At 53.9% G+C, this 23,801-nt stretch carries 23 protein-coding genes; 9 read left to right on the forward strand and 14 right to left on the reverse strand.

The features are described 5' to 3' along the window. Nucleotides 1-19 precede the first annotated feature (19 nt). The 3 genes from nusB to pgpA all read left to right on the forward strand — a co-directional run bounded on the left by nusB (nt 20) and on the right by pgpA (nt 1,985). Nucleotides 20-439 (forward strand): transcription antitermination factor NusB, encoded by a 420-nt coding sequence (nusB, locus tag OGX84_RS17290; RefSeq protein ID WP_000801129.1) that lies wholly within the window; start codon nt 20-22, stop codon nt 437-439. 75 nt (nt 440-514) lie between these two features. Beyond that, entirely contained in the window at nt 515-1,492 is a 978-nt protein-coding gene (gene thiL / locus OGX84_RS17295) for a thiamine-phosphate kinase (RefSeq protein ID WP_047458490.1), read from the forward strand. Continuing rightward, nucleotides 1,470-1,985, forward strand: a complete 516-nt coding sequence (gene pgpA / locus OGX84_RS17300) for a phosphatidylglycerophosphatase A (RefSeq protein WP_012133564.1) — start codon at nt 1,470-1,472, stop codon at nt 1,983-1,985. Before thiL ends, pgpA begins: the two co-directional genes overlap by 23 nt. Nucleotides 1,986-2,045: 60 nt before the next feature. Here pgpA and yajO read toward each other — a convergent pair whose 3' ends face one another. From yajO to xseB, 4 genes are read right to left on the reverse strand one after another with little or no spacing between them, the layout of a single operon-like run. Beyond that, complete coding sequence (gene yajO / locus OGX84_RS17305) at nt 2,046-3,020, reverse strand: 1-deoxyxylulose-5-phosphate synthase YajO (protein ID WP_112002117.1); 975 nt, start codon at nt 3,018-3,020, stop codon at nt 2,046-2,048. Between the two features lie 56 nt (nt 3,021-3,076). After that, the gene (gene dxs / locus OGX84_RS17310; protein WP_112002118.1) at nt 3,077-4,939 is read right to left on the reverse strand and encodes a 1-deoxy-D-xylulose-5-phosphate synthase; all 1,863 of its coding nucleotides are present in this window, start codon (nt 4,937-4,939) and stop codon (nt 3,077-3,079) included. A 32-nt stretch (nt 4,940-4,971) separates the two neighbouring features. Then, on the reverse strand, nt 4,972-5,871 hold the full coding sequence (gene ispA, locus OGX84_RS17315; RefSeq protein ID WP_112002119.1) for a (2E,6E)-farnesyl diphosphate synthase: 900 nt from the start codon (nt 5,869-5,871) through the stop codon (nt 4,972-4,974). Further along, the gene (gene xseB / locus OGX84_RS17320; protein ID WP_012133560.1) at nt 5,872-6,114 is read right to left on the reverse strand and encodes an exodeoxyribonuclease VII small subunit; all 243 of its coding nucleotides are present in this window, start codon (nt 6,112-6,114) and stop codon (nt 5,872-5,874) included. It abuts the gene before it with no gap. A gap of 195 nt (nt 6,115-6,309) precedes the next feature. On the opposite strand from xseB, the gene thiI reads away from it, so the two are divergent. Then, nucleotides 6,310-7,758: a tRNA uracil 4-sulfurtransferase ThiI gene (gene thiI / locus OGX84_RS17325; protein WP_049008398.1), complete on the forward strand. Its 1,449-nt coding sequence runs from the start codon at nt 6,310-6,312 to the stop codon at nt 7,756-7,758. A gap of 105 nt (nt 7,759-7,863) precedes the next feature. Here thiI and yajL read toward each other — a convergent pair whose 3' ends face one another. Together yajL and panE are read right to left on the reverse strand one after the other, a co-directional pair. After that, complete coding sequence (yajL, locus tag OGX84_RS17330; protein WP_012133558.1) at nt 7,864-8,454, reverse strand: protein deglycase YajL; 591 nt, start codon at nt 8,452-8,454, stop codon at nt 7,864-7,866. Further along, on the reverse strand, nt 8,417-9,328 hold the full coding sequence (panE, locus tag OGX84_RS17335) for a 2-dehydropantoate 2-reductase (RefSeq protein WP_112002120.1): 912 nt from the start codon (nt 9,326-9,328) through the stop codon (nt 8,417-8,419). The genes yajL and panE overlap by 38 nt, the downstream gene beginning before the upstream one ends. 124 nt (nt 9,329-9,452) lie before the next feature. Between panE and OGX84_RS17340 the strand changes: the two genes are divergently transcribed. Beyond that, nucleotides 9,453-9,944 (forward strand): YajQ family cyclic di-GMP-binding protein, encoded by a 492-nt coding sequence (locus OGX84_RS17340; RefSeq protein WP_012133556.1) that lies wholly within the window; start codon nt 9,453-9,455, stop codon nt 9,942-9,944. Nucleotides 9,945-10,116: 172 nt separating this feature from the next. Here OGX84_RS17340 and OGX84_RS17345 read toward each other — a convergent pair whose 3' ends face one another. The 8 genes from OGX84_RS17345 to OGX84_RS17380 all read right to left on the reverse strand — a co-directional run bounded on the left by OGX84_RS17345 (nt 10,117) and on the right by OGX84_RS17380 (nt 19,091). Further along, nucleotides 10,117-11,481 (reverse strand): MFS transporter, encoded by a 1,365-nt coding sequence (locus tag OGX84_RS17345; protein WP_112002121.1) that lies wholly within the window; start codon nt 11,479-11,481, stop codon nt 10,117-10,119. Nucleotides 11,482-11,734: 253 nt separating this feature from the next. Further along, nucleotides 11,735-12,625, reverse strand: a complete 891-nt coding sequence (gene cyoE, locus OGX84_RS17350) for a heme o synthase (protein WP_012133554.1) — start codon at nt 12,623-12,625, stop codon at nt 11,735-11,737. A gap of 11 nt (nt 12,626-12,636) precedes the next feature. Then, complete coding sequence (locus OGX84_RS17355) at nt 12,637-12,966, reverse strand: cytochrome o ubiquinol oxidase subunit IV (RefSeq protein WP_012133553.1); 330 nt, start codon at nt 12,964-12,966, stop codon at nt 12,637-12,639. After that, nucleotides 12,966-13,586 carry a cytochrome o ubiquinol oxidase subunit III gene (locus OGX84_RS17360; protein WP_012133552.1) on the reverse strand — a complete coding sequence of 207 codons (621 nt, stop codon included), beginning with the start codon at nt 13,584-13,586 and terminating at the stop codon, nt 12,966-12,968. Before OGX84_RS17360 ends, OGX84_RS17355 begins: the two co-directional genes overlap by 1 nt. Continuing rightward, a complete protein-coding gene (gene cyoB / locus OGX84_RS17365) occupies nt 13,576-15,567 on the reverse strand; it encodes a cytochrome o ubiquinol oxidase subunit I (RefSeq protein WP_012133551.1) in 1,992 nt (663 codons plus the stop codon). Before cyoB ends, OGX84_RS17360 begins: the two co-directional genes overlap by 11 nt. Nucleotides 15,568-15,586: 19 nt before the next feature. Beyond that, nucleotides 15,587-16,534, reverse strand: a complete 948-nt coding sequence (gene cyoA, locus OGX84_RS17370) for a cytochrome o ubiquinol oxidase subunit II (RefSeq protein WP_012133550.1) — start codon at nt 16,532-16,534, stop codon at nt 15,587-15,589. A 458-nt stretch (nt 16,535-16,992) separates the two neighbouring features. Beyond that, nucleotides 16,993-18,468 carry a muropeptide MFS transporter AmpG gene (ampG, locus tag OGX84_RS17375; RefSeq protein WP_286458232.1) on the reverse strand — a complete coding sequence of 492 codons (1,476 nt, stop codon included), beginning with the start codon at nt 18,466-18,468 and terminating at the stop codon, nt 16,993-16,995. 44 nt (nt 18,469-18,512) lie between these two features. Next, nucleotides 18,513-19,091: a lipoprotein gene (locus tag OGX84_RS17380; RefSeq protein WP_012133548.1), complete on the reverse strand. Its 579-nt coding sequence runs from the start codon at nt 19,089-19,091 to the stop codon at nt 18,513-18,515. 304 nt (nt 19,092-19,395) lie between these two features. Between OGX84_RS17380 and bolA the strand changes: the two genes are divergently transcribed. The 4 genes from bolA (at nt 19,396) to clpX (ending at nt 23,633) form a co-directional block, all read left to right on the forward strand. After that, nucleotides 19,396-19,713, forward strand: coding sequence for a transcriptional regulator BolA (gene bolA, locus OGX84_RS17385; protein WP_012133546.1), 318 nt, complete (start codon nt 19,396-19,398; stop codon nt 19,711-19,713). 347 nt (nt 19,714-20,060) lie between these two features. Continuing rightward, nucleotides 20,061-21,359 carry a trigger factor gene (tig, locus tag OGX84_RS17390; protein WP_112002123.1) on the forward strand — a complete coding sequence of 433 codons (1,299 nt, stop codon included), beginning with the start codon at nt 20,061-20,063 and terminating at the stop codon, nt 21,357-21,359. A gap of 246 nt (nt 21,360-21,605) precedes the next feature. Continuing rightward, nucleotides 21,606-22,229: an ATP-dependent Clp endopeptidase proteolytic subunit ClpP gene (gene clpP / locus OGX84_RS17395; protein WP_003021624.1), complete on the forward strand. Its 624-nt coding sequence runs from the start codon at nt 21,606-21,608 to the stop codon at nt 22,227-22,229. 129 nt (nt 22,230-22,358) lie between these two features. Further along, nucleotides 22,359-23,633 carry an ATP-dependent protease ATP-binding subunit ClpX gene (clpX, locus tag OGX84_RS17400; RefSeq protein WP_012133543.1) on the forward strand — a complete coding sequence of 425 codons (1,275 nt, stop codon included), beginning with the start codon at nt 22,359-22,361 and terminating at the stop codon, nt 23,631-23,633. The last annotated feature ends 168 nt before the right edge of the window (nt 23,634-23,801 follow it).

Consider the following 23,801-nt stretch of genomic DNA (forward strand, 5'->3'; position numbering starts at 1 on the left):
TTTTTGTAAGGGGAAATCCGTGAAACCTGCTGCTCGTCGCCGCGCTCGTGAGTGTGCCGTTCAGGCGCTCTACTCCTGGCAGTTGTCCCAGAACGACATCGCTGATGTTGAATACCAGTTCCTGGCGGAACAGGACGTAAAAGATGTCGACGTTCTGTATTTCCGTGAACTGCTGTCCGGGGTGGCGACTAACAGCGCATACCTGGACGGATTGATGAAACCGTACCTGTCTCGTCTGCTGGAAGAGCTGGGTCAGGTAGAAAAAGCTGTGCTGCGTATTGCGCTGTTTGAACTGTCTAAACGTAGCGATGTGCCATATAAAGTGGCCATCAACGAAGCGATTGAACTGGCGAAGACCTTCGGCGCCGAAGACAGCCACAAGTTCGTCAACGGCGTACTGGACAAAGCAGCACCTGTGATTCGCCCCAACAAAAAGTAATCTCCAGGTCGGCTGGTGGCGGGATATATTCCCGCTATCTCCGGCCTTTTCTTTTTTTCTGCTGAGGCATAACGTATGGCATGCGGCGAGTTCTCCCTGATTGCCCGTTATTTTGACCGTGTTAGAAGCTCTCGTCTCGACGTCGAAACCGGTATCGGTGACGATTGCGCTCTCCTGAATATTCCTGAAAAACAGACGCTGGCGATCAGTACCGATACGCTGGTGGCGGGCAACCATTTCCTGGCTGATATCGATCCTGCCGATCTGGCCTGGAAAGCGCTGGCGGTTAACTTAAGCGATCTGGCGGCGATGGGGGCCGATCCGGCCTGGCTGACGCTGGCCCTGACGTTGCCGGACGTTGATGAAGCGTGGCTGGAAGCGTTTAGCGACAGCCTGTTTGACCTGCTGAATTACTACGATATGCAGCTGATTGGCGGCGATACCACGCGTGGGCCGCTGTCGATGACGCTGGGTATTCATGGCTATGTGCCCGTGGGACGCGCGCTCAAGCGTTCCGGGGCAAAACCTGGCGACAGGATTTACATCACCGGCACGCCGGGGGACAGCGCCGCTGGGCTGGCGATTTTACAACATCGCTTACAGGTGGCGGATGCGAAAGACGCAGACTACTTGATTAAGCGGCACCTGCGCCCGACGCCGCGTATTTTGCAGGGGCAAGCTCTGCGCGACCTGGCGAATGCGGCGATCGATCTTTCCGATGGCCTGATTTCTGATTTGCGGCATATCGTTAACGCCAGCGGCTGTGGCGCGCGGGTGGATGTGGATGCGCTGCGGTATTCTGAGGCGGTTACCCGTCATGTTGATCCCGGGCAGGCGCTGCGCTGGGCGCTTTCCGGCGGTGAAGATTATGAATTATGCTTCACTGTACCGGAGTTGAACCGTGGCGCGCTGGATGTGGCGCTGGGGAATCTTGGCGTACCGTTTACCTGCATCGGACAAATGAGTGCGGATGTGGAAGGCATCAGCTTCATGCGTGACGGAAAGCCTGTCACTTTTGACTGGAAAGGATATGACCATTTTGCCACGCCATAAAGATGTTGCCAAAAGTCGGCTAAGCCTGCGTAATCCGTGGCACTTGCTGGCTACCGGGTTTGGCAGCGGCCTCAGCCCGATTATTCCGGGAACAATGGGGTCGTTAGCGGCGATCCCATTCTGGTATCTGATGACATTTCTGCCCTGGCAGCTCTACTCGCTGGTGGTGATGTTGGGGATCTGTATTGGCGTTTATCTTTGCCATCGAACGGCGAAGGATATGGGCGTTCACGATCACGGTAGCATTGTCTGGGATGAGTTTATCGGGATGTGGATCACCCTGATGGCGCTCCCTACGATGGACTGGCAGTGGGTTGCCGCCGGATTTGTGATTTTCCGTATTCTGGATATGTGGAAACCCTGGCCGATTCGCTGGTTCGACCGTAACGTACACGGCGGAATGGGAATAATGGTTGACGATATCGTCGCAGGGGTTATTTCCGCCGGTCTGCTTTATTTCATTGGGCACCATTGGCCCATCGGGTTGTTTTAAACCTGTAGGCCGGATGGCGGCATACATGCCTTATCCGGCCTACATGCTCATCGGGCAATATTATTTAAACCCGACCACCGGATGCTGTTTATACGGCGTTTCCAGCTCGGCAATCTGCTCTGGCTTCAACGTCAAATCCACCGCGCCGAGCAACTCATCCAGCTGTTCTTCCCGCGATGTACCGATAATCGGCGCAGCGATGCCTGGTTTACTCAATAGCCATGCCAGCGCCACCTGCGCACGCGTTGCGCCAAGATCCTCACTGACGCCCGTCAGACGCTCTGCAATCCGTGCGTCATTCTCATCGCTCTCGCTGTACAGCGTCTTGCCGAACTCATCGGATACCGAACGTGCGGTGGCTTCTCCCCACGGGCGCGTCAGTCGTCCTCGTGCCAGCGGGCTCCACGGAATCACCGCGATCCCTTCGTGATAGCACAGCGGCAGCATCTCGCGCTCTTCTTCGCGATAGATGAGATTGTAATGATCCTGCATACTGACAAACTGCGCCCAGCCGTGCTGTTTTTGCAGCGCCAGCGCTTGGGCAAACTGTGCGGCGTGCATGGAGGAGGCGCCGATATAGCGCGCCTTACCGGCCTTCACCACATCATTCAGCGCTTCCAGCGTCTCTTCTATCGGCGTGTTGTAATCCCAGCGGTGAATTTGCAGGATATCCACATAGTCCATACCCAGACGTTTCAGACTGTCATCAATGGAACGCAGGATTTGCGTGCGGGATAATCCTTCTGGCAGGTCGCCGACGCGATGAAAAACTTTGGTGGCGACCACCACCTCTTCGCGGCGGGCGAAATCACGCAGCGCGCGACCCACAATCTCTTCGCTGCTGCCTGCGGAATAGCTATTGGCGGTATCAAAAAAGTTAATACCGCCTTCAAGCGCGCGCTTAATGATGGGGCGGCTGCTTTCTTCCGGTAGCGTCCAGGCGTGATTGCCGCGATCCGGTTCACCGAACGTCATGCAGCCCAGACAAAGGCGAGAAACCCGTAGATCTGTTTTTCCTAAGGTGTTGTATTGCATTGTTCCGCTCCTGTTATACCCGTTATTGATTAAGCATAGCAGGAGCGGGGAGGGGATTATGCCAGCCAGTCCTTGATTTTGGCCTCAATCCCGGCGGCATCCAGACCGAGTTCCGCGCGGGCCTCGTCCTGTGTACCCTGCGGGATAAAGAAGTCCGGCAGGCCGATATTCAGTACCGGAACGACTTTACGATGCGCCATCAGCACTTCGTTAACGCCGCTGCCTGCGCCGCCCATAATGGCGTTCTCTTCAAGCGTGATCAGCGCTTCGTGACGTTCAGCCATCTCCAGAATCAGCGTTTCATCCAGCGGCTTCACAAAGCGCATATCGACTAAGGTCGCGTTCAGGGATTCGGCGACTTTTGCCGCTTCCGGCAGTAGCGTACCAAAGTTCAGAATTGCTAGTTTTTCCCCCTGACGTTTGACGAGTCCTTTGCCGATCGGCAGTTTTTCCAGCGGCGTCAGTTCCACGCCAACGGCGTTGCCACGCGGATAACGTACTGCCGTTGGGCCATCATTATAGTGATAGCCGGTGTACAGCATCTGGCGGCACTCGTTTTCATCGCCCGGCGTCATAATGACCATTTCCGGGATGCAGCGCAGGTAAGAGAGATCGAACGCGCCCTGGTGCGTCTGCCCGTCAGCGCCGACGATACCGGCGCGGTCGATAGCAAACATCACCGGCAGTTTTTGGATCGCGACGTCATGCAGCACCTGATCGTAGGCGCGTTGCAGGAAGGTGGAGTAGATCGCCACGATCGGCTTATAACCACCGATCGCCAGACCGGCGGCAAAGGTCACTGCATGCTGCTCGGCAATCGCCACGTCAAAGTAGCGGTCGGGGAATTTACGTGAAAACTCCACCATGCCGGAACCTTCGCGCATTGCCGGGGTGATCGCCATCAGCTTGCTGTCTTTGGCGGCGGTTTCGCACAGCCAGTCGCCAAAGATCTTTGAATAGCTCGGCAGGCCGCCGCTGCTTTTTGGCAGGCAGCCGCTGGACGGATCGAATTTTGGCACCGCGTGGAAGGTGATCGGATCTTTTTCCGCCGGTTCATAGCCACGACCTTTTTTGGTCATGATATGCAGGAACTGCGGGCCTTTCAGATCGCGCATGTTCTTCAGCGTGGTAATCAGCCCCAGCACGTCGTGACCATCGACCGGGCCGATATAGTTAAAGCCCAGCTCTTCAAACAGCGTGCCTGGCACGACCATGCCTTTGATATGTTCTTCGGTGCGTTTGAGCAGCTCTTTGATTGGCGGCACGCCGGAGAACACTTTCTTCCCGCCTTCACGCAGGGACGAGTAAAGCTTGCCGGAAAGCAGCTGCGCCAGGTGGTTGTTCAGCGCGCCGACGTTTTCCGAGATCGACATTTCGTTGTCGTTGAGAATGACCAGCATGTCCGGCTTGATATCGCCCGCGTGGTTCATCGCTTCGAACGCCATCCCGGCGGTGATCGCCCCGTCGCCAATGACGCAAACGGTGCGACGGTCTTTGCCTTCTTTTTCTGCGGCGACCGCAATGCCAATGCCTGCGCTAATGGAGGTAGAGGAGTGGCCGACGCTCAGTACGTCGTATTCGCTTTCACCGCGCCACGGGAAGGGGTGCAAACCGCCTTTCTGGCGAATGGTGCCTATTTTATCCCGACGCCCGGTGAGAATTTTGTGCGGATAAGCCTGATGCCCCACGTCCCAGATTAACTGGTCAAACGGAGTGTTATAGACATAGTGCAGCGCCACGGTGAGCTCCACCGTGCCCAGCCCGGAGGCGAAATGTCCGCTGGAACGACTGACGCTGTCGAGTAAATAGCGGCGCAGTTCGTCGCAGAGTTTCGGCAGACTCTCTTTTGGTAGCAGGCGTAACTCCGAAGTGGAGTCGACCAGTGCCAGGGTCGGGTATTTGGCTATATCAAAACTCATCAGAGGCCTATTAAGTAAGACTTGTTGTTTGTTTATTTATCACGCTGGATTATGTAGTCCGCTAGCGCTTCCAGTGCCGAGGTATCGAGTGAGAGGTCTGCCAGCTGCGTTAACGACTGACGGGCGTCTTCGATCAGATCCCGGGCTTTATTCCGGGCTTGCTCAAGGCCCAGAAGTGCAGGGTAGGTACTTTTGCCAAGTTGCTGGTCAGCCCCCTGACGTTTACCCAACGTTGCAGTATCGCCCACCACATCCAGAATGTCATCCTGGACCTGGAAGGCAAGGCCGATACTTTCTGCGTACTTATCGAGTATCGGCAAGGCGTTTCGTCCGATTTCTCCGGCACTTAGCGCGCCAAGACGAACCGCAGCGCGAATCAGCGCGCCCGTTTTATGACGATGGATACGCTCCAGCGCCTCCAGCGGCACCTGTTTCCCTTCGGCAGCAAGATCCAACGCCTGGCCACCGCACATTCCGGCGATGCCGCTGGCGTTCGCCAGTTCAGAAATCATAGCAATGCGGTCGCGGTCGGCCACTTCCGGCATCGGGGCATCGCTGATGATAGAAAACGCCAGCGTTTGCAGGGCATCTCCGGCCAGAATGGCATTCGCTTCGCCAAATTTGACGTGACAGGTCGGCAGACCGCGACGCAGGTCGTCGTCGTCCATCGCGGGTAAATCGTCATGAATCAACGAATAAGCGTGAATGCACTCAACGGCGGCTGCCGGGGCATCCAGCGTGGGCAGGCTTACGCCAAACATCCTGCCCGTTGCGTAAACCAGGAATGGGCGCAGACGTTTACCGCCTAATAATGCGCCATACTGCATGGTTTCGACCACGGGAGTGTTCTGAAAGGGCAGTGGTGCGATAAAACGGCTCAGCGCCTGGTTGGCCTGCTCGACGCAGGCCTGTAGCTGCTGCGAAAAATCCATTTACTCATTATCCGGTGTAAAAGGCTCAGGAGATGCATCTTCATTGTCAGACAGCAGAATCTGCACACGCTGTTCGGCCTGTTGCAACTTTGCCTGCCCCTGACGCGCCAGCTGCACGCCACGTTCAAATTCGTTCAGCGCCTCTTCCAGCGGCAGGTCGCCGCTTTCCAGACGGGTAACAATCTGTTCCAGCTCGCTCAGCGCTGTTTCAAAGCTGGCGGGCGCCTCATTTTTCTTCGGCATAATGAATATCTGACTCTCAATATTTTCAGCTCTGATATGGTAACGGACTCAGAGCAATTATCAAATAACGCGCAATGTGCACAGGACGACCATGATGGTGGTATACTTCCGCGCCTGGATGCAGCTCCATGTATGGGCTGCTGTACTCTTTTCTCCACGACAAGCCTTGATGCTTGCTTAAGAACCATTGCCGCCATGAAGTTTATCATTAAATTGTTCCCGGAAATCACTATCAAAAGCCAATCTGTGCGTTTGCGCTTTATAAAAATTCTGACCGGGAACATCCGTAACGTGTTAAAGCACTACGATGAGACCCTCGCCGTTGTTCGCCACTGGGATAACATTGAAGTTCGCGCCAAAGATGAAAATCAACGCCTGGCGATTCGCGACGCGCTGACTCGTATTCCGGGCATCCACCATATTCTCGAAGTCGAAGATGTGCCGTTCACTGATATGCACGATATCTTTGAGAAAGCGCTGGTGCAGTATCGCGATCGGCTTGAGGGCAAAACCTTCTGTGTGCGCGTTAAACGTCGTGGTAAGCATGAGTTTAGCTCCATTGAGGTGGAACGTTACGTCGGCGGCGGTTTAAATCAGCATATTGAATCGGCGCGCGTGAAGCTGACCAACCCGGATGTGACGGTACATCTGGAAGTGGAAGACGATCGTCTGCTGCTGATTAAAGGCCGTTACGAAGGTATCGGCGGTTTCCCGATCGGCACCCAGGAAGATGTCCTGTCGCTGATCTCCGGCGGTTTCGACTCCGGCGTTTCCAGCTATATGCTGATGCGTCGCGGCTGCCGCGTACACTACTGCTTCTTTAACCTCGGCGGCGCGGCGCATGAAATCGGCGTTCGCCAGGTGGCGCATTACCTGTGGAACCGCTTTGGCAGTTCGCATCGCGTGCGTTTTGTCGCCATCAACTTTGAACCGGTGGTCGGCGAGATCCTCGAAAAAGTCGATGACGGTCAGATGGGCGTGGTGCTGAAGCGCATGATGGTGCGCGCGGCGTCGAAAGTGGCGGAGCGCTACGGCGTCCAGGCACTGGTGACGGGTGAAGCGCTGGGGCAGGTTTCCAGCCAGACGCTGACTAACCTGCGTCTTATCGACAACGTTTCCGATACGCTGATCCTGCGCCCGCTGATCTCTTACGACAAAGAGCACATCATCAACCTGGCGCGCCAGATTGGTACGGAAGATTTTGCCCGCACGATGCCAGAATACTGCGGCGTTATTTCGAAAAGCCCGACGGTGAAAGCGATCAAGGCGAAGATTGAAGCGGAAGAAGAGCACTTCGACTTTAGCATTCTCGATAAAGTGGTTGAGGAAGCGAGCAATGTCGATATTCGCGAAATCGCCCAGCAGACCGGGCAGGACGTGGTGGAAGTGGAAACCGTCAGCGGCTTTGGCCCGAACGACGTGATTCTGGATATTCGCTCCGTTGATGAGCAGGATGACAAACCGCTGAAAATCGAAGGCGTGGATGTGGTTTCTCTGCCGTTCTACAAGCTGAGCACGAAGTTTGGCGATCTCGACCAGAGCAAAACCTGGCTGCTGTGGTGTGAACGCGGCGTGATGAGCCGTTTGCAGGCGCTCTATCTGCGTGAGCAGGGCTTCCAGAATGTGAAGGTGTATCGTCCGTAATTGTTAGCATGATTGCAGGCCTGATATGCATCGCGCTATCAGGCGCAACGTATTGCCGGATGACGGCGTAACCGCCTTATCCGGCCTACACACCGCCATTCGGCGCTATTCGTAGTAATTATAAATTCCTGCCGCCATCACCAGCTGTGACGCCACTTCATGGGCTTTTTCACGGCCAACCAGCAGATCGATAATTTTCAGTCCGAAGTCAATCGACGTCCCTGGCGCCTGGCTGGTCAGTAGCTTCACGCGCGGGTCCCACACCACACGTTTATCCTGCCACTGTTCGGCGGGAATGTTGTCTTTCAACGCCGGGAAGCCGGTCATATTGCCGATGGGAAAGATATCGTGCGGAACGAGAACCGTGGCGGCCGCTGCGCAAATCGCGGCGACAATACGCCCGGAACGGTGGAACTGCTTAACGGTTTCGACCAGCAACGGGCTGTCGCGAAAACACTCCGCGCCCTTAATGCCGCCAGGCAATACAATGATGTCGTAATCGCCGTCGGCCACCTCGACCAGCGGCGCATCCGCCAGCAGTTTTACGCCACGCGAACAGACAATGGTGAGATTTCCGTCGCTGGCGACGCTCGCGGTCGTGACCTGAATACCGCCACGAACCAGCAGATCGATAGTGGTGACCGCTTCGGTCTCTTCACTACCAGGGGCGAGGCATACCAGTGCCGATGCGCTCATACTCACTCTCCTTTCGCTTTACCATTTCAAACAGACGGGCATTTTCCGGGACGGCGATGCCATGCGCGCGGGCGCGTTTTAACAAATAACCCGTAATATAGTCGATCTCGGTATGACGCAGGGCACGCATGTCCTGCAACATAGACGAGATATTTTCTGCCGTACTCTCAATCACTTGATCGACATAATAACGTAAATCGTTCGCCGACGTATGGTGTCCTTCGCGCTCGATAACCGCAGCGACCTCCTGACATATCGCCATTACCGCTTCCGGGTGGTGGCGTAATTCGCCGTTGGGGCAGTCCCATAGCGCGGTAAGGGGATTAATCACACAGTTTACCGCCAGTTTGCGCCACATCTCTGCGCGAATGTTGTTGTGCCAGGCGACGTCAGGCAGCACGCCCTGCAAAATATCGGCCAGATAGCTGTAGTCCCCGTCCTGCTCACGCGCCGGGCCAATATGGGTAGTGCCGTTGGCGACATGAATGATGACATTCCCGTCGCGTCTGGCGGCATGCGTCGTGGTGCCCATCAGTAACGGCTGCGGGATGTTTTGCAACTCTTCGATTGTGCCCATCCCGTTGTGAATCAGCAGGATCGGCGTGGTTTCAGGCAGAGTGGCGACCAGACCTCTTACGGCATCGTAGACCTGCCAGGCTTTCAGCGTGACCAGCAGCAGATCGCTGTTGGCCAGAAAATCAGGATCGTTCGCCGTCAGGGATTCGTTAAATATTGAACCGTCCGTCTCTATCAGATTCACGCTGCAATAGGGTTGCGGTACGCGCAGCCAACCCTGTACTTCATGTCCATGTTTGCACAGCGCTGTAAGCCAAAGTTGCCCTAAGGCTCCGCATCCCAGTACGGTAATTTTCATTGTTCCTCCTCACCTGCAACAGCGCCAGGTGTTATGGCCTAAGTATAGCGCCATCAGCTAAGCTTCTCGTTATGTCTCGTTACGGGTATTATGCTTCGCATCAAAAACGAAGGGAGAGGAAAAGATGCCATCTTTCGATATTGTCTCTGAAGTCGATCTTCAGGAAGCGCGTAACGCAGTAGATAATGCGACTCGCGAAGTTGAATCACGCTTTGATTTTCGTGGCGTTGAGGCCACGTTTGAATTAAACGACGCGAACAAAACCATCAAAGTACTGAGCGAATCGGATTTCCAGGTGAATCAGCTACTGGATATTCTGCGCGCGAAGCTGCTCAAGCGCGGCATTGAAGGCAGTTCGCTGGATGTGCCGGAAGCGTTCGTCCACAGCGGTAAAACCTGGTTTGTGGAAGCGAAGCTGAAGCAGGGCATTGAAAGCGCGGTTCAGAAGAAGATCGTGAAGCTGATTAAAGACAGCAAGCTGAAAGTGCAGGCGCAAATTCAGGGGGAAGAGATCCGTGTGACCGGAAAATCCCGTGACGATCTGCAATCCGTCATGGCGCTGGTGCGCGGCGGGGATTTGGGACAGCCGTTCCAGTTCAAAAACTTCCGCGATTAAGTTGTGATGCCTGATGGCGCTGCGCTTATCCGGCCTACGGACAATGCGGTCTTGTAGGCCGGATAAGGCGCAGCCGCCATCCAGCATTATGCCCGGTGGCGCGATGCTTACCGGGCCTACAACGTGCGTGCTCTGTAGGCCGGATAAGGCGGTAGCCGCCATCCGGCACTTCTCACGCCAGCCTGATCGCCTGCTCAACCTCAAAACGGTTGGTCACTTTGCTGTCGATCTTCACATAGGCGGAATGCTCTTTCTCTGCGATCAGTACCTCACTCACACCTTCAGTCGCCAGCAAACGCTGTTTCAGCGCGTTATCGGCGGCAATCTCCGGCGGAATTTCCACGCGTAAACTGCTGACATACGGCGGCTCTTTCATCGTACTTGCTACCGCCAGCCAGACGACGGTCAGCAATGCGCCAGCCAGAAATACCGTCTGACCGCCGAACAGACCATTCACCCAGCCGCCCAGCGAGCCGCCAATCGCGACGCCGAGGAACTGGCTGGTGGAGTAAACGCCCATCGCGGTGCCCTTATAACCAGCAGGAGACTCTTTGCTGATCAGCGAGGGGAGGAGGGCTTCCATCAGGTTAAAAGCGAGGAAGAACAGCTGTACCCCGGCAATTAATCCCCAGAAGTGCACGCCTGCGCCCCACAGCACGACTTCGGCAATCAATATCAACGCGACGCACAGCAGAAAGACCCGCTTCATCCGGCGTTTGACTTCGGCGTAGATAATGAACGGGACTACGGAGCCAAATGAGATCAGCATTGTGACCAGATAAATCTTCCAGTGTTCGGCGGCGGGGAAACCGGCAGCGGCAAGCTGGCCGGGGAGGGCGACGAAGGTCGACATCAGCAGAATATGCAGACACATGATGCCGAAGTTAAGCTTCAACAGCTTAGGTTCGGCCAGCACTTTGCTGAAACTGCCTTTCACCATGCCGGATTCACGGTTCAATACGTGGGTTGTGCTGTTGGGGACAACCCAAACGGTCAGGGCAATGCCGAGCGCGGCGAGTGCGGCAATCATCCAGAACAGGGCGTTCAGCCCCAGTTTGTGGGTGACGATCGGCCCAAGCACCATCGCAATAGCGAAGGTAATACCAAAACTGACGCCGATAAACGCCATCGCTTTGGTTCGGTTTTGCTCGCGGGTTAAGTCAGACAGCAGCGCCATGACGGCGGCGGCGATTGCGCCGGAGCCTTGCAGCGCGCGGCCAAGAATAATCCCCCAGATGGAGTCAGACAGCGCGGCGATCACGCTACCCAGCACGAACACGGCCAGACCGCCGATAATTAACGGCTTACGCCCGACGCGGTCTGAGAGTAACCCAAAGGGGATCTGGAAAACGGCTTGCGCCAGGCCGTAAATACCGATAGCAATGCCGATCAAGGCTTCGCTGGCGCCCTGAAGCGCCATACCATAGGTGGTTAGAACCGGCAGGACCATAAACATGCCAAGCATGCGCAAAGAAAATACAGTCCCTAAACCCCAGGTGGCGCGCAACTCACCCGGCGTCATTTTGTAATCGTTCATTCCCACCTCTGTATAAAATCCGCGACTAGTGTAAAGCGGTAAACGGGTGGGGTAAATACGTGCTTAATGAACAAATGTTGCGTTTGTGAGGGGGATTTTATCAGGCAATAAAATGCCGGATGGCAACGCGAAAGCGTTTTATCCGGCCTACTTGCTGAGCGCGTTGCGTAATGCCCAATGGCGCTATGCGGTTTCCGTAGGCCGGATAAGGCGTAAGCCTCCATCCGGCAGAAGATTTGTTGCGGGGCGGGTGTTACCAGACCGAAGCCAGCAGGCTGTGTGAGTCCGGCACCATAAAGTCGACGGACATCATCACGCTTAACGCAGTGATGGCGATGATGGAAAAGCCGAACAGCTTACGCGCCCAGACTTTGTCATCTTCCACTTTGTAACCGCGCAGGGCCATACCGAGCCACCAGACGCTCACGGCTGCCGCGACCACCAGATATTTATATCCGGCATAGCCGCCCAGAGAGAGCATCAGCGTCGCAACGGCAAAGGCGATGATGTACAGCGTGATATGGTTCTTCGCCACCGAGATGCCTTTCACCACCGGCAGAACCGGAATGTTGGCAGCCTGATAATCCTTGAAGCGGAAAATCGCGATGGCGTAAGAGTGCGGCATCTGCCACAGGCTAAAGATCGCCAGCAGAATCAGCGCGCCGCTGTCGAACTCGCCCGTTACGGCGCAGTAGCCAATCACCGGCGGCGCAGCACCGGAGAGAGAACCAATCAGCGTGCCGTAAACGGAGTGGCGTTTCATGTACAGACTATAAATGCCGACATACACCACGAAGCCCATCACCCCCAGCCAGCAGGCCAGAGGATTCGCGCCAAACCATAGCAGCATAAAGCCAGCAATACCCAGCAAGGTGGCGTACACCAGCGAGACAGCAGGAGAAATCAGGCCTTTGACCAGCACCCGATTCTTGGTCCTTTCCATCTTCCTGTCGATATCCCTGTCGATGTAGTTGTTAAATACACAACCCGACGCCACAACCAGTGACACCCCGACCAGCGTATAGATAAACAGGGGATAGTTGATGCTGCCTTTAGAAGCCAGCAGGAATCCCCCAATCACCGAGATCAGGTTGCCAAAGATGATGCCTGGTTTCGTTACTTGCAGGTATTGCTTAAACATCATAACCGCCGCTCTTAGTGCATCATCATATTGTAGTTCAGGTTCCACATAATCCAGATGGAGCCCACCACCAGAATGGCAATGATCAGCACGGTAAAGACAAAGGCCGTCATGTTCCAGCCTTCGTCAGATTTCGTATTCATGTGCAGGAAGCACACCAGATGCACCAGAATCTGCACCACTGCCATCGCCAGGATAGTCCCCAGAATCACGGCCGGGGAACCTGTACCCGTCATCACCATCCAGAACGGAATGACCGTCAGGATGATCGACAGAATAAAACCTGTCATGTAGGTTTTTACGCTGCCGTGGGACGCGCCGCTGTGATCGGTAGAATGACTCATTACATCGCCCCCATCAGATAAACAACAGTGAACACACAGATCCACACCACATCCAGGAAGTGCCAGAACAGGCTCAGGCACATGATGCGGGTACGGTTAGTGCTGGTCAGGCCGCGACGGGCGATCTGCACCATCAGCACCGCCATCCAGATAAGACCGGAGGTGACGTGCAGACCGTGCGTACCGACCAGCGCGAAGAACGCAGACAGGAAGCCGCTGCGATCCGGGCCCATGCCTTCAACAATCAGGTGATGGAATTCGTAGATTTCCATCCCGATAAATCCGGCACCGAACAAGAAGGTCAACGCCAGCCAGGAGACAACCTGGCTCTTGTTATCCTTGTGCATGGCGATAGCCGCCATGCCGTAGGTGATGGAGCTGAACAACAGCAGGAAAGTTTCAACCAGAACGAACGGCAGTTCAAAAATGTCCTTACCTGTCGGGCCGCCTGCGGTGCCGTTCACCAGAACGGCATAGGTTGCGAACAGAATAGAGAACAGAATGCAGTCGCTCATCAGGTAGATCCAAAATCCGAAGATTTTGGTCTGGCCTGCATCGTGGTGCCCGTGTTCGTGCGCGTGGGCAGTCGCGTGCGTTTGCGCTAAAGTATCAGTTGCCATTTTTCAGCCCTGCCTTAGAAATCTCATCGAAATGCTGGTTTTCCAGTTTTTCGACTTCCGGGACTGGTACGTAGTAGTCCACGTCCTCGTCAAAGCTCTTAACAATCCAGCTGATGATCATGCCTGCGAAGCTTGCAATCGCCAGCCACCAGATATGCCAGATCATGGCGAAACCAAAAATAGTGGAGAAGGCGGCGATAACGATGCCCGCACCGCTGTTTTTCGGCATATGAATTTCTTCATAATGCGCAGGCTGTTTGTACGCTTCGCCTTTTTCTTTCATTTCCCAGAAGGCATCACGCTCGTGAACGTGCGGCACAACGGCAAAGTTATAGAACGGAGGCGGAGAAGAGGTTGCCCACTCCAGCGTACGCGCGCCCCACGGGTCGCCGGTCAGGTCGCGGTTCTGCTCGCGGTCGCGAATAGAAACGAAGATCTGAATCAGCTGGCACAGGATGCCCAGTGCAATCAGCGCGGCGCCACAGGCGGCAATCAGCAGCATTGGATGGAACTGCGGGTCAATCTGCTGGCTGAGACGACGGGTCATCCCCATGAAGCCCAGCACGTACAGCGGCATAAACGCCACGAAGAAGCCGATGATCCAGAACCAGAATGCGCGTTTACCCCAGGTCTCGTTCAGCGTGAAGCCGAACGCTTTCGGCCACCAGTAGGTCATACCGGCGAAGCACCCGAAGACCACACCGCCGATGATAACGTTATGGAAGTGCGCAATCAGGAACAGGCTGTTGTGCAGAACGAAGTCCGCGCCCGGAACCGCCAGCAGAACGCCAGTCATACCGCCGACCGAGAAGGTCACGATAAAGCCGATCGTCCACAGCATCGCTGAGTGGAAGACGATACGCCCCTGGTACATGGTGAACAGCCAGTTGAAGATCTTAACCCCGGTCGGGATTGCGATAATCATCGTGGTAATACCGAAGAAGGCGTTTACGTTCGCGCCCGCACCCATGGTGAAGAAGTGGTGCAGCCAAACGATGAACGACAGAACGGTGATACACACGGTCGCCCAAACCAGCGAGGTGTAACCAAACAGGCGTTTACGCGAGAAGGTTGCAGCGATTTCGGAGAACACCCCGAAGACCGGCAGAACCAGGATGTACACTTCCGGGTGGCCCCAGGCCCAAATCAGGTTGATGTACATCATCATGTTGCCGCCCATATCGTTGGTAAAGAAATGGGTGCCCAGATAGCGATCCAGGGTCAGCAGCGCGATGGTGACAGTCAGAATTGGGAAGGAGGCGATAATCAGGATGTTCGCGCACAGCGATGCCCAGGTAAATACCGGCATCTTGAACATGGTCATGCCCGGCGCACGCATCTTCAGAATCGTCACGAAGAAGTTGATACCTGTCAGCGTCGTACCGATACCGGATAGCTGGAGACTCCAGATCCAGTAATCGACCCCGACACTCGGACTGTACTCTATTCCCGAGAGCGGCGGATAAGCCAGCCAGCCGGTCTGTGCGAACTCACCAACGCCCAGAGACAGGTTAACCAGGATAACGCCGACAACGGTGAACCAGAAGCTCAGGTTGTTCAGGAACGGGAACGCAACGTCACGCGCGCCGATCTGCAACGGAACCACCAGGTTCATCAGACCGATAACGAATGGCATTGCCACGAAGAAGATCATGATCACGCCGTGAGCGGTGAAGATCTGATCGTAGTGATGCGGCGGCAGGAAGCCCGCTTCGCCCGCAGAGGCCAGCGCCTGCTGGCTACGCATCATGATGGCGTCGGCAAAGCCGCGTATCAACATAACAATTGCGACGATGACATACATGATGCCAAGACGCTTGTGGTCAACCGAAGTAAGCCACTCTTTCCATAGGTAGGTCCACTTACCGAAGTAAGTGATCAAGGCTAAAAGCGCCAGACCCCCGACGATAATGGCAGCGATCGTAACCATGACGATAGGTTCATGGAACGGGACTGCATCCAGTGTCAATTTTCCGAACATCGTTTTCTTCCTCGGCCCCTTAGTGAGCGGATTCCGCGTGGCTCATGTCCATGCCTTCCATGCCTTCATGCGAGCTGTGCTCACCTTCCGGTTGGGTCATGTCCATGCTCTTACCGTGAGCCATAAATTTGTTAATGACGTCTTTAAACAAATCCGGTTTCACGTTGGAGAAATATTCCACCTGGTTGTATTCGCTTGGCGCAGCCACTTTCTCGAACGCAGCCATGTCGCTCATGGTGTTCGGTGACTGTTTAGCTTTAGCAACCCACTGGTCGAATGTGGCGCGGTCCGGCGTGGCGATAGCTTTGAACTTCATACCGGAGAAACCAGGGCCGCTATAGCTTGCGGAAATACCATCATAGGTACCGGCTTCGTTGGCAATCAGATGCAGTCGAGTCTGCATACCAGCCATGGCATAAATCTGGCTACCCAGACGCGGGATAAAGAAGGAGTTCATCACGGAGTTGGAGGTCACTTTGAAATAAACCGGAGTGTTCGCCGGGAAGGCGATTTCATTCACGGTTGCAATGCCCTGTTCCGGGTAGATGAAGAACCATTTCCAGTCCATGGAAACCACTTCGATGGTAATGGGCTTCTCGTCATGCGCCAGCGGCTTGCTTGGCTCAAGAGCGTGAGTGGTTTTCCAGGTAAGTACAGCAAGGAAAATGATGATCAGAATCGGCACCGTCCAGACCACAGCTTCCACTTTATTGGAGTGTGACCAGTTCGGGCTGTACTTCGCATCTTTATTGCTCGCACGGTACTTCCAGGCGAAACCAACAGCCATCAAGATGGCGGGAATAACGACAATCAACATCAGGCCAAAAGCCGTCAGTATCAGTGAACGTTGTTCCAGTCCAATCTGTCCTTTGGGGTCAAGAAGTGCAGAATTACAGCCACTGAGTAATGCAGTGCCTGCAATTAATGACAACCATCCCAAACTTTTATTGTATTTCCTGAGTCTCATTTAACGACCTCAATTCCACGGGACCTGGTGGCGTTTAAAGTGTGTGGGCATTTTACGGGAAGGTTACATTACTGTAAACATGATTGGATCTGTGTTACTGGGTTCTGCCGGGCATGTCACATATGTTGCAGGATATGTCGCGTTGACTTTAAGAACCTGTTGCAACATCACGTTATAACGAAAGAGGGCAGGAAAGCAGGGCTTACAGGGTAATTGGTATAACTAATGCGAAATTAAAACAATTGTTTAACAATTAATTATCAACAAAGAGACAAATGAAAAACAAAAAATAAAACTATATTGGCTGAATCGAGTAAGGAAAATAAAATCTATAAAAGGCGTCAATAATTTCCAGATGCTATTGCGCACAAAACAACAAATATTATTTTTCGCAACTGCTGCTTATTTAGCCGTTATAATTTCGCTCTGTTATTACAACGGCAAATAACGTTGCCCACTTACACAAGACGTGTTTTGCGTAGCGCCAGATAATCCAGCACCCCGCCGAACAAAATGCCGCATATCGCCACCATGACCCCCGCCTCAAGCAGTTCGGGCAGGAAGGAGAAGCGAGTGTAGTCCACGGCGTTCATCGTCAGCAGCAATAGCCATACCGCCAGCAGGCCGCAACCGATCATTAGCGTCAGCAGCGCCAGACCATACGCCCCGCGAAATTCCGTACGGGGGATGAAGCTTTCGCTTTCCCAACTGTGTTCAAGGGTTTGACGACAAACCAGCAGAAGCAGAAGGCCAGGCACGGCCGCTGCGACGGAGAAGAGATAAAACGTGGGCCAGCCATGCGCTTCGACAAACCATCCGGCAACGGGGCCGACATACACGCGTCCCACCGCAGAGAGCGCGGAGAGCAGGGCAAACTGGGTGGCGGAAAACGATTTGTTGCACAGCGTCATTAACAATGCGACAAAGGCCGCCGTTCCCATCCCGCCGCACAGGTTCTCGAAGAAGACCGCTGCGGCCATGCTGAACATATGTTTGTTCGTCACGGAAAGCAGCCAGTAACCGGCGTTGGAAACGCCTTGCAGAATGCCGAAAATCAGCAGCGCGCGGAAAAGGGAAAGGCGCTGCATCAGGATGCCGCCGTACAGCGCGCCGACAATCGTCGCCAGCAGTCCTAGCGTTTTATTGACCACGCCGACTTCACCGGCATCAAAACCAACGCCGCGAATCAAAAAGGTGGTGGTCAGGCTCATGGCGAACGCGTCGCCCAGCTTATACAGCACGATTAACAACAAGATCAGCCAGGCGTTGTTGCGGCCAAAAAAGTCGCGCAGCGGGGCGGCAACCGCCTGTTCCAGCGTTTTAGGCACTGGAATGGAATCTTCAGGTTCAGGGGCCAGGAGCGTGGCGATAATACAGGGCACAAGCAGCGCCGCCATCAGCCAGTACATCCCCTGCCAGCCGAGCCAGCGATCCGCCAGCCACAGCGCCAGACCACCGGAGACCAGCATTCCTAGCCGATAGCCCAGTACGCTAATCGCCGCTCCGGTGCCGCGTTCTTCCGCAGGCAGAACATCCGTTTTCCACGCGTCAAAGACAATGTCCTGAGATGCGGAACAGAAGGCGATGATAACCGCCAGCGCCGCCATCCAGCGCAGCTGCGTGCCGGGTTCCAGAAAACCCATCGCCGCAATGGCGAGCAGCAGCAGAATCTGCGTGGTGACCAGCCAGCCGCGACGACGACCTAAAAAAGGCGGCGTGTAACGGTCCATGACCGGAGACCAGAGGAATTTAAAGACGTAGGCCTGGCCCACCAGAGAGAAGAAACCAATGGTTTTGAGATCGATATTCTCAACGGTCATCCAGGCCTGTAGCGTGCCGGAGGTGAGCGCGAGGGGTAAACCTGATGCAAACCCCAGAATCAACAGGATAGCTGAACGCGGTTGCTGAAAAATACGTAAATATTGGTTGGGCATGGGCATCTACAGGCCCGACAAGCGCCGGGCCATCTGGACAGAAATTAACGTGCGTTCTGCTTAATGAATTCGTGAATGCTGGTGTCCTGAGACATATCAGCGATGGTGTCGGTCAGGACGCTGTTAACCGCGTTGGCGATATTCTGGTTGGACGCCTGGAATGCGCCTTCAACAGAGTAGCTCGCACGGTAGTTTTTCGTCATCTTGTTGCCGTTTGCCGCCGTCGCGATGATGGCGATATCCGCTTTGGTGGCGATGTTGTAGCGAACGTTACCCTGAGATACATCGGCATACAGCTGATTTACGATGATTTGCAGGTTAACAGCGCCGTTCGGTCCCACCATATAACCGCGTGCGGTCATCTGTTTTTCCAGCACTTCTTGCAGCAGGAAGCGCAGATCGCGGGAAGCGGTCAGAGTAACCAGTTGGTTATTACGCGTAACTTTCGCCAGCGCCTGATCCTGACGCTGGTCGGCGCCGTTGATGCTCACAGTAACGCCCATCAGGCTTGGATCTTGTTGCGGCAGTGTGATTTTCGGCGATACGTCAATGGTTGTCGGCGGTGTTGCGCACCCTGCCAGCATAACCAGAGCAATTAATGGAAAGAGGATTTTCTTTAACATGTTCGGGCTCTCAGTGACTCTTAAGCGTGATAGATAAAAATTCCCGCCATCATAACATTGCCAACGGCGAGGGGAAGTGGTCAACGCATGTAAATTCATCGCGTTGTCTGTTTTCTGACCCTCGGTACACCTTACTTCGGGTTTTCGCAACCAAATGAATGGATAAGTCAGTAAACTTCATACGTTTGAATGAAAATATCAGACGAACGCTAAATTTTTGTTGTCATGATGTAATGTAAACGGTAAAAGCGGCTAGTATTTAAAGGGATGGGTGACATCTCAGCGTTGTCGGAGGAGATATTTCATGATGATACGTGAGCAAATAGAAGAAAAATTAAGGGCAGCGTTCGAACCCGTGTTCCTCGAAGTTGTGGATGAAAGCTATCGTCACAATGTTCCGGCAGGCTCTGAGAGCCACTTTAAGGTTGTGCTGGTCAGCGATCGCTTCACTGGCGAACGTTTTCTTAATCGCCACCGGATGATTTACGGTACGTTAACGGCAGAACTCTCCACAACCGTACATGCGCTGGCCCTGCATACCTATACCATTAAGGAGTGGGAAGGATTGCAGGATACGATCTTCGCATCGCCTCCTTGCCGTGGCGCAGGAAGCATCGCGTAGAAAAACGCATTTGCAACTGTTGGCGCTTTTCCAGTATGTTGCTACAGATTATGTGAAAACGGCCTGCGGGCCGTTTTGTTTTGTCTGAATTTTGAGCGAGATGTACAGTATTCAGACCAAAATTAGCCGGGAATTGTGAAAAAAGCCGCAGCAACGCGCGATAACCGTTCTCGACTCATAAAAGTGATGCCGCTATAATGCGGCGTCTTATTTTTCGGAATGTCTTCGGGATGATTCTGACGACAGGGAATGTGATTGATTATGAGAACATCCCGGTTCCGCGAAGCCAACAACCTGTGCTTGCGGAGTAGAGTTGACCGAGCACTGTGATTTTTTGAGGTAACAAGATGCAAGTTTCAGTTGAAACCACTCAAGGCCTTGGCCGCCGTGTAACGATTACTATCGCTGCTGACAGCATCGAGACCGCTGTGAAAAGCGAGCTGGTCAACGTAGCGAAGAAAGTGCGTATTGACGGCTTCCGCAAGGGCAAAGTACCGATGAATGTTGTTGCTCAGCGTTATGGCGCTTCTGTTCGCCAGGATGTTCTGGGTGACCTGATGAGCCGTAACTTCGTTGACGCGATCATCAAAGAAAAAATCAACCCGGCTGGCGCACCGAACTATGTTCCGAGCGAATACAAACTGGGCGAAGACTTCACCTACGCTGTAGAATTTGAAGTCTACCCGGAAGTTGAACTGACCGGTCTGGAATCCATCGAAGTTGAAAAACCGGTTGTTGAAGTGACCGACGCCGATGTTGACGTGATGCTGGACACCCTGCGTAAACAGCAGGCAACCTGGAAAGACAAAGACGGCGCTGCTGATGCAGAAGACCGTGTAACCATCGACTTCACCGGTTCTGTTGACGGTGAAGAGTTCGAAGGCGGCAAAGCGTCTGACTTCGTACTGGCGATGGGCCAGGGTCGTATGATCCCGGGCTTTGAAGACGGTATTAAAGGTCATAAAGCAGGCGAAGAGTTCACTATCGACGTGACCTTCCCGGAAGAATATCACGCTGAAAACCTGAAAGGTAAAGCCGCTAAATTCGCTATCAACCTGAAGAAAGTTGAAGAGCGCGAACTGCCGGAACTGACCGAAGAATTCATCAAGCGTTTCGGCGTTGAAGATGGTTCTGTTGCTGGTCTGCGTACTGAAGTGCGTAAAAACATGGAACGCGAGCTGAAAGGCGCTGTGCGTAACCGCGTGAAGTCTCAGGCGATTGAAGGCCTGGTGAAAGCGAACGACATCGACGTTCCATCTGCGCTGATCGACAGCGAAGTTGACGTTCTGCGTCGTCAGGCTGCACAGCGTTTCGGCGGCAACGAGAAACAAGCGCTGGAACTGCCGCGTGAACTGTTCGAAGAACAGGCTAAGCGTCGCGTTGTTGTCGGCCTGCTGCTGGGCGAAGTGATTCGCACTCAGGAACTGAAAGCTGACGAAGAGCGCGTTAAAGGTCTGATCGAAGAGATGGCTTCTGCGTACGAAGATCCGAAAGAAGTTATTGAGTTCTACAGCAAAAACAAAGAGCTGATGGACAACATGCGTAACGTCGCTCTGGAAGAGCAGGCTGTTGAAGCCGTTCTGGCGAAAGCGAAAGTGACTGAAAAAGCCACTTCCTTCAACGAACTGATGAACCAGCAGGCGTAATTCGTCGCTTAATTAGCACGAAATTCGCACAAGAGCCCGTCACCTCCAGGTGGCGGGCTTTTTTTTGTCACGCATTTTGCATGGAAGAGTGCGAAAACAGCGTTTCAGTGTTAGCGTTACAACAAAAGATTGTTATGCTTGAATTATGGCGATGCCGTACCCATAACAGAGGGACTAGCTGATAATCCGTCCATAAGGTTACAATCGGTACAGCAGGTTTTTTCAATTTTTATCCAGGAGACGGAAATGTCATACAGCGGCGAACGAGATAACTTTGCACCCCATATGGCGCTGGTGCCGATGGTCATTGAACAGACCTCACGTGGTGAGCGCTCTTTTGATATCTATTCTCGTCTACTTAAGGAACGTGTCATTTTTCTGACCGGCCAGGTCGAAGACCATATGGCTAACCTGATTGTGGCGCAGATGCTGTTCCTGGAAGCGGAAAACCCGGAAAAAGATATCTACCTGTACATTAACTCCCCAGGCGGAGTTATTACCGCAGGGATGTCTATCTACGACACCATGCAGTTTATTAAGCCGGACGTTAGCACGATTTGTATGGGCCAGGCGGCTTCTATGGGCGCGTTCCTGCTGACTGCTGGCGCAAAAGGCAAACGTTTCTGCCTGCCTAACTCTCGCGTCATGATTCACCAGCCTCTCGGCGGTTATCAGGGCCAGGCGACAGATATTGAAATTCATGCCCGTGAAATCCTGAAGGTGAAAGGGCGCATGAATGAACTTATGGCGCACCATACGGGTCAGTCTCTTGAGCAGATTGAACGTGATACCGAGCGCGACCGCTTCCTCTCCGCGTCTGAAGCGGTGGAGTACGGTCTGGTCGACTCGATTTTGACCCATCGTAATTGATGCCCAGGGCGCAGGTGTGCCGCTATAATACTATCCAGGGGCGGCACAACGCTGACAAGCGACTTGCGCCTGAGAATGGCATTTGCGTCGTCGTGTGCGGCACAAAGAACAAAGAAGAGGTTTTGACTCATGACAGATAAACGCAAAGATGGCTCGGGCAAATTGTTGTACTGCTCTTTTTGCGGCAAAAGCCAGCATGAAGTGCGCAAGCTGATTGCCGGTCCATCCGTGTATATCTGCGACGAATGTGTTGATCTATGTAACGACATCATTCGCGAAGAGATTAAGGAAGTGGCACCGCACCGTGAACGCAGTGCGCTGCCGACGCCACATGAAATTCGCAACCATCTGGACGATTATGTTATCGGCCAGGAGCAGGCGAAAAAAGTGCTGGCGGTCGCGGTATACAACCACTACAAACGTCTGCGCAACGGCGACACCAGCAATGGCGTTGAGTTGGGCAAAAGTAACATTCTGCTGATCGGGCCGACCGGTTCCGGTAAAACGCTGCTGGCCGAAACGCTGGCGCGCCTGCTGGACGTACCGTTCACCATGGCGGATGCCACCACCCTGACCGAAGCCGGTTATGTGGGCGAAGATGTTGAGAACATCATTCAGAAGCTGTTGCAAAAATGCGATTATGATGTGCAGAAAGCGCAGCGCGGTATTGTCTACATCGATGAAATCGACAAGATTTCCCGTAAGTCTGACAACCCGTCCATTACCCGTGACGTTTCCGGTGAAGGCGTACAGCAGGCGCTGTTGAAACTGATCGAAGGGACGGTTGCCGCCGTTCCGCCGCAGGGAGGACGCAAGCATCCGCAGCAGGAGTTCTTGCAGGTTGATACCTCTAAGATCCTGTTTATCTGTGGCGGCGCGTTCGCCGGTCTGGATAAAGTGATTGCTAACCGTGTTGAAACCGGCTCCGGCATTGGTTTTGGCGCAACGGTTAAAGCGAAATCCGACAAGGCCAGCGAAGGCGAACTGCTGGCGCAGGTTGAGCCGGAAGATCTGATCAAATTTGGTCTGATTCCTGAGTTCATTGGTCGTCTGCCGGTTGTGGCGACGCTGAATGAGCTGAGTGAAGAAGCGCTGATCCAGATCCTGAAAGAGCCGAAAAACGCCCTGACCAAACAGTATCAGGCGCTGTTTAACCTGGAAGGCGTCGATCTGGAATTTCGTGACGAAGCGCTGGATGCTATCGCGAAGAAAGCGATGGCGCGTAAAACCGGCGCCCGTGGTCTGCGTTCCATCGTTGAAGCGGCGCTGCTTGATACCATGTACGATCTGCCTTCTATGGAAGACGTCGAAAAAGTGGTTATCGACGAGTCCGTCATCGGCGGTCAGAGCAAGCCGTTGCTGATTTACGGCAAGCCGGAAGCGCAGCAGGCATCTGGTGAATAATTAACCAACTCATACAATCAGTTAACGAAAAAGGGGGGATTTTATCCCCCCTTTTATTTTTCCGTAAACATGGCGTTGAATGTGTGGGAAACATCCCCATATACTGACATACATGTTAATGGCTGCGTGAAGCACAGTCGCGCAGTCTGATTACCTGGCGGACACTAA

The sequence above is a fragment of the Citrobacter sp. CK202 genome (genome assembly GCF_030333225.1).
GTDB classification, from domain to species: Bacteria; Pseudomonadota; Gammaproteobacteria; order Enterobacterales; family Enterobacteriaceae; genus Citrobacter_B; species Citrobacter_B koseri.

Excerpts from the sequence above, each read along its gene's own strand:
- thiL (WP_047458490.1), top strand. The coding sequence starts at position 515 with ATGGCATGCGGCGAGTTCTCCCTGATTGCCCGTTATTTTGACCGTGTT.
- pgpA (WP_012133564.1), top strand. The coding sequence starts at position 1,470 with ATGACCATTTTGCCACGCCATAAAGATGTTGCCAAAAGTCGGCTAAGC.
- yajO (WP_112002117.1), bottom strand. The coding sequence starts at position 3,020 with ATGCAATACAACACCTTAGGAAAAACAGATCTACGGGTTTCTCGCCTT.
- dxs (WP_112002118.1), bottom strand. The coding sequence starts at position 4,939 with ATGAGTTTTGATATAGCCAAATACCCGACCCTGGCACTGGTCGACTCC.
- ispA (WP_112002119.1), bottom strand. The coding sequence starts at position 5,871 with ATGGATTTTTCGCAGCAGCTACAGGCCTGCGTCGAGCAGGCCAACCAG.
- xseB (WP_012133560.1), bottom strand. The coding sequence starts at position 6,114 with ATGCCGAAGAAAAATGAGGCGCCCGCCAGCTTTGAAACAGCGCTGAGC.
- thiI (WP_049008398.1), top strand. The coding sequence starts at position 6,310 with ATGAAGTTTATCATTAAATTGTTCCCGGAAATCACTATCAAAAGCCAA.
- yajL (WP_012133558.1), bottom strand. The coding sequence starts at position 8,454 with ATGAGCGCATCGGCACTGGTATGCCTCGCCCCTGGTAGTGAAGAGACC.
- panE (WP_112002120.1), bottom strand. The coding sequence starts at position 9,328 with ATGAAAATTACCGTACTGGGATGCGGAGCCTTAGGGCAACTTTGGCTT.
- OGX84_RS17340 (WP_012133556.1), top strand. The coding sequence starts at position 9,453 with ATGCCATCTTTCGATATTGTCTCTGAAGTCGATCTTCAGGAAGCGCGT.
- OGX84_RS17345 (WP_112002121.1), bottom strand. The coding sequence starts at position 11,481 with ATGAACGATTACAAAATGACGCCGGGTGAGTTGCGCGCCACCTGGGGT.
- cyoE (WP_012133554.1), bottom strand. The coding sequence starts at position 12,625 with ATGATGTTTAAGCAATACCTGCAAGTAACGAAACCAGGCATCATCTTT.
- OGX84_RS17355 (WP_012133553.1), bottom strand. The coding sequence starts at position 12,966 with ATGAGTCATTCTACCGATCACAGCGGCGCGTCCCACGGCAGCGTAAAA.
- OGX84_RS17360 (WP_012133552.1), bottom strand. The coding sequence starts at position 13,586 with ATGGCAACTGATACTTTAGCGCAAACGCACGCGACTGCCCACGCGCAC.
- cyoB (WP_012133551.1), bottom strand. The coding sequence starts at position 15,567 with ATGTTCGGAAAATTGACACTGGATGCAGTCCCGTTCCATGAACCTATC.
- cyoA (WP_012133550.1), bottom strand. The coding sequence starts at position 16,534 with ATGAGACTCAGGAAATACAATAAAAGTTTGGGATGGTTGTCATTAATT.
- ampG (WP_286458232.1), bottom strand. The coding sequence starts at position 18,468 with ATGCCCAACCAATATTTACGTATTTTTCAGCAACCGCGTTCAGCTATC.
- OGX84_RS17380 (WP_012133548.1), bottom strand. The coding sequence starts at position 19,091 with ATGTTAAAGAAAATCCTCTTTCCATTAATTGCTCTGGTTATGCTGGCA.
- bolA (WP_012133546.1), top strand. The coding sequence starts at position 19,396 with ATGATGATACGTGAGCAAATAGAAGAAAAATTAAGGGCAGCGTTCGAA.
- tig (WP_112002123.1), top strand. The coding sequence starts at position 20,061 with ATGCAAGTTTCAGTTGAAACCACTCAAGGCCTTGGCCGCCGTGTAACG.
- clpP (WP_003021624.1), top strand. The coding sequence starts at position 21,606 with ATGTCATACAGCGGCGAACGAGATAACTTTGCACCCCATATGGCGCTG.
- clpX (WP_012133543.1), top strand. The coding sequence starts at position 22,359 with ATGACAGATAAACGCAAAGATGGCTCGGGCAAATTGTTGTACTGCTCT.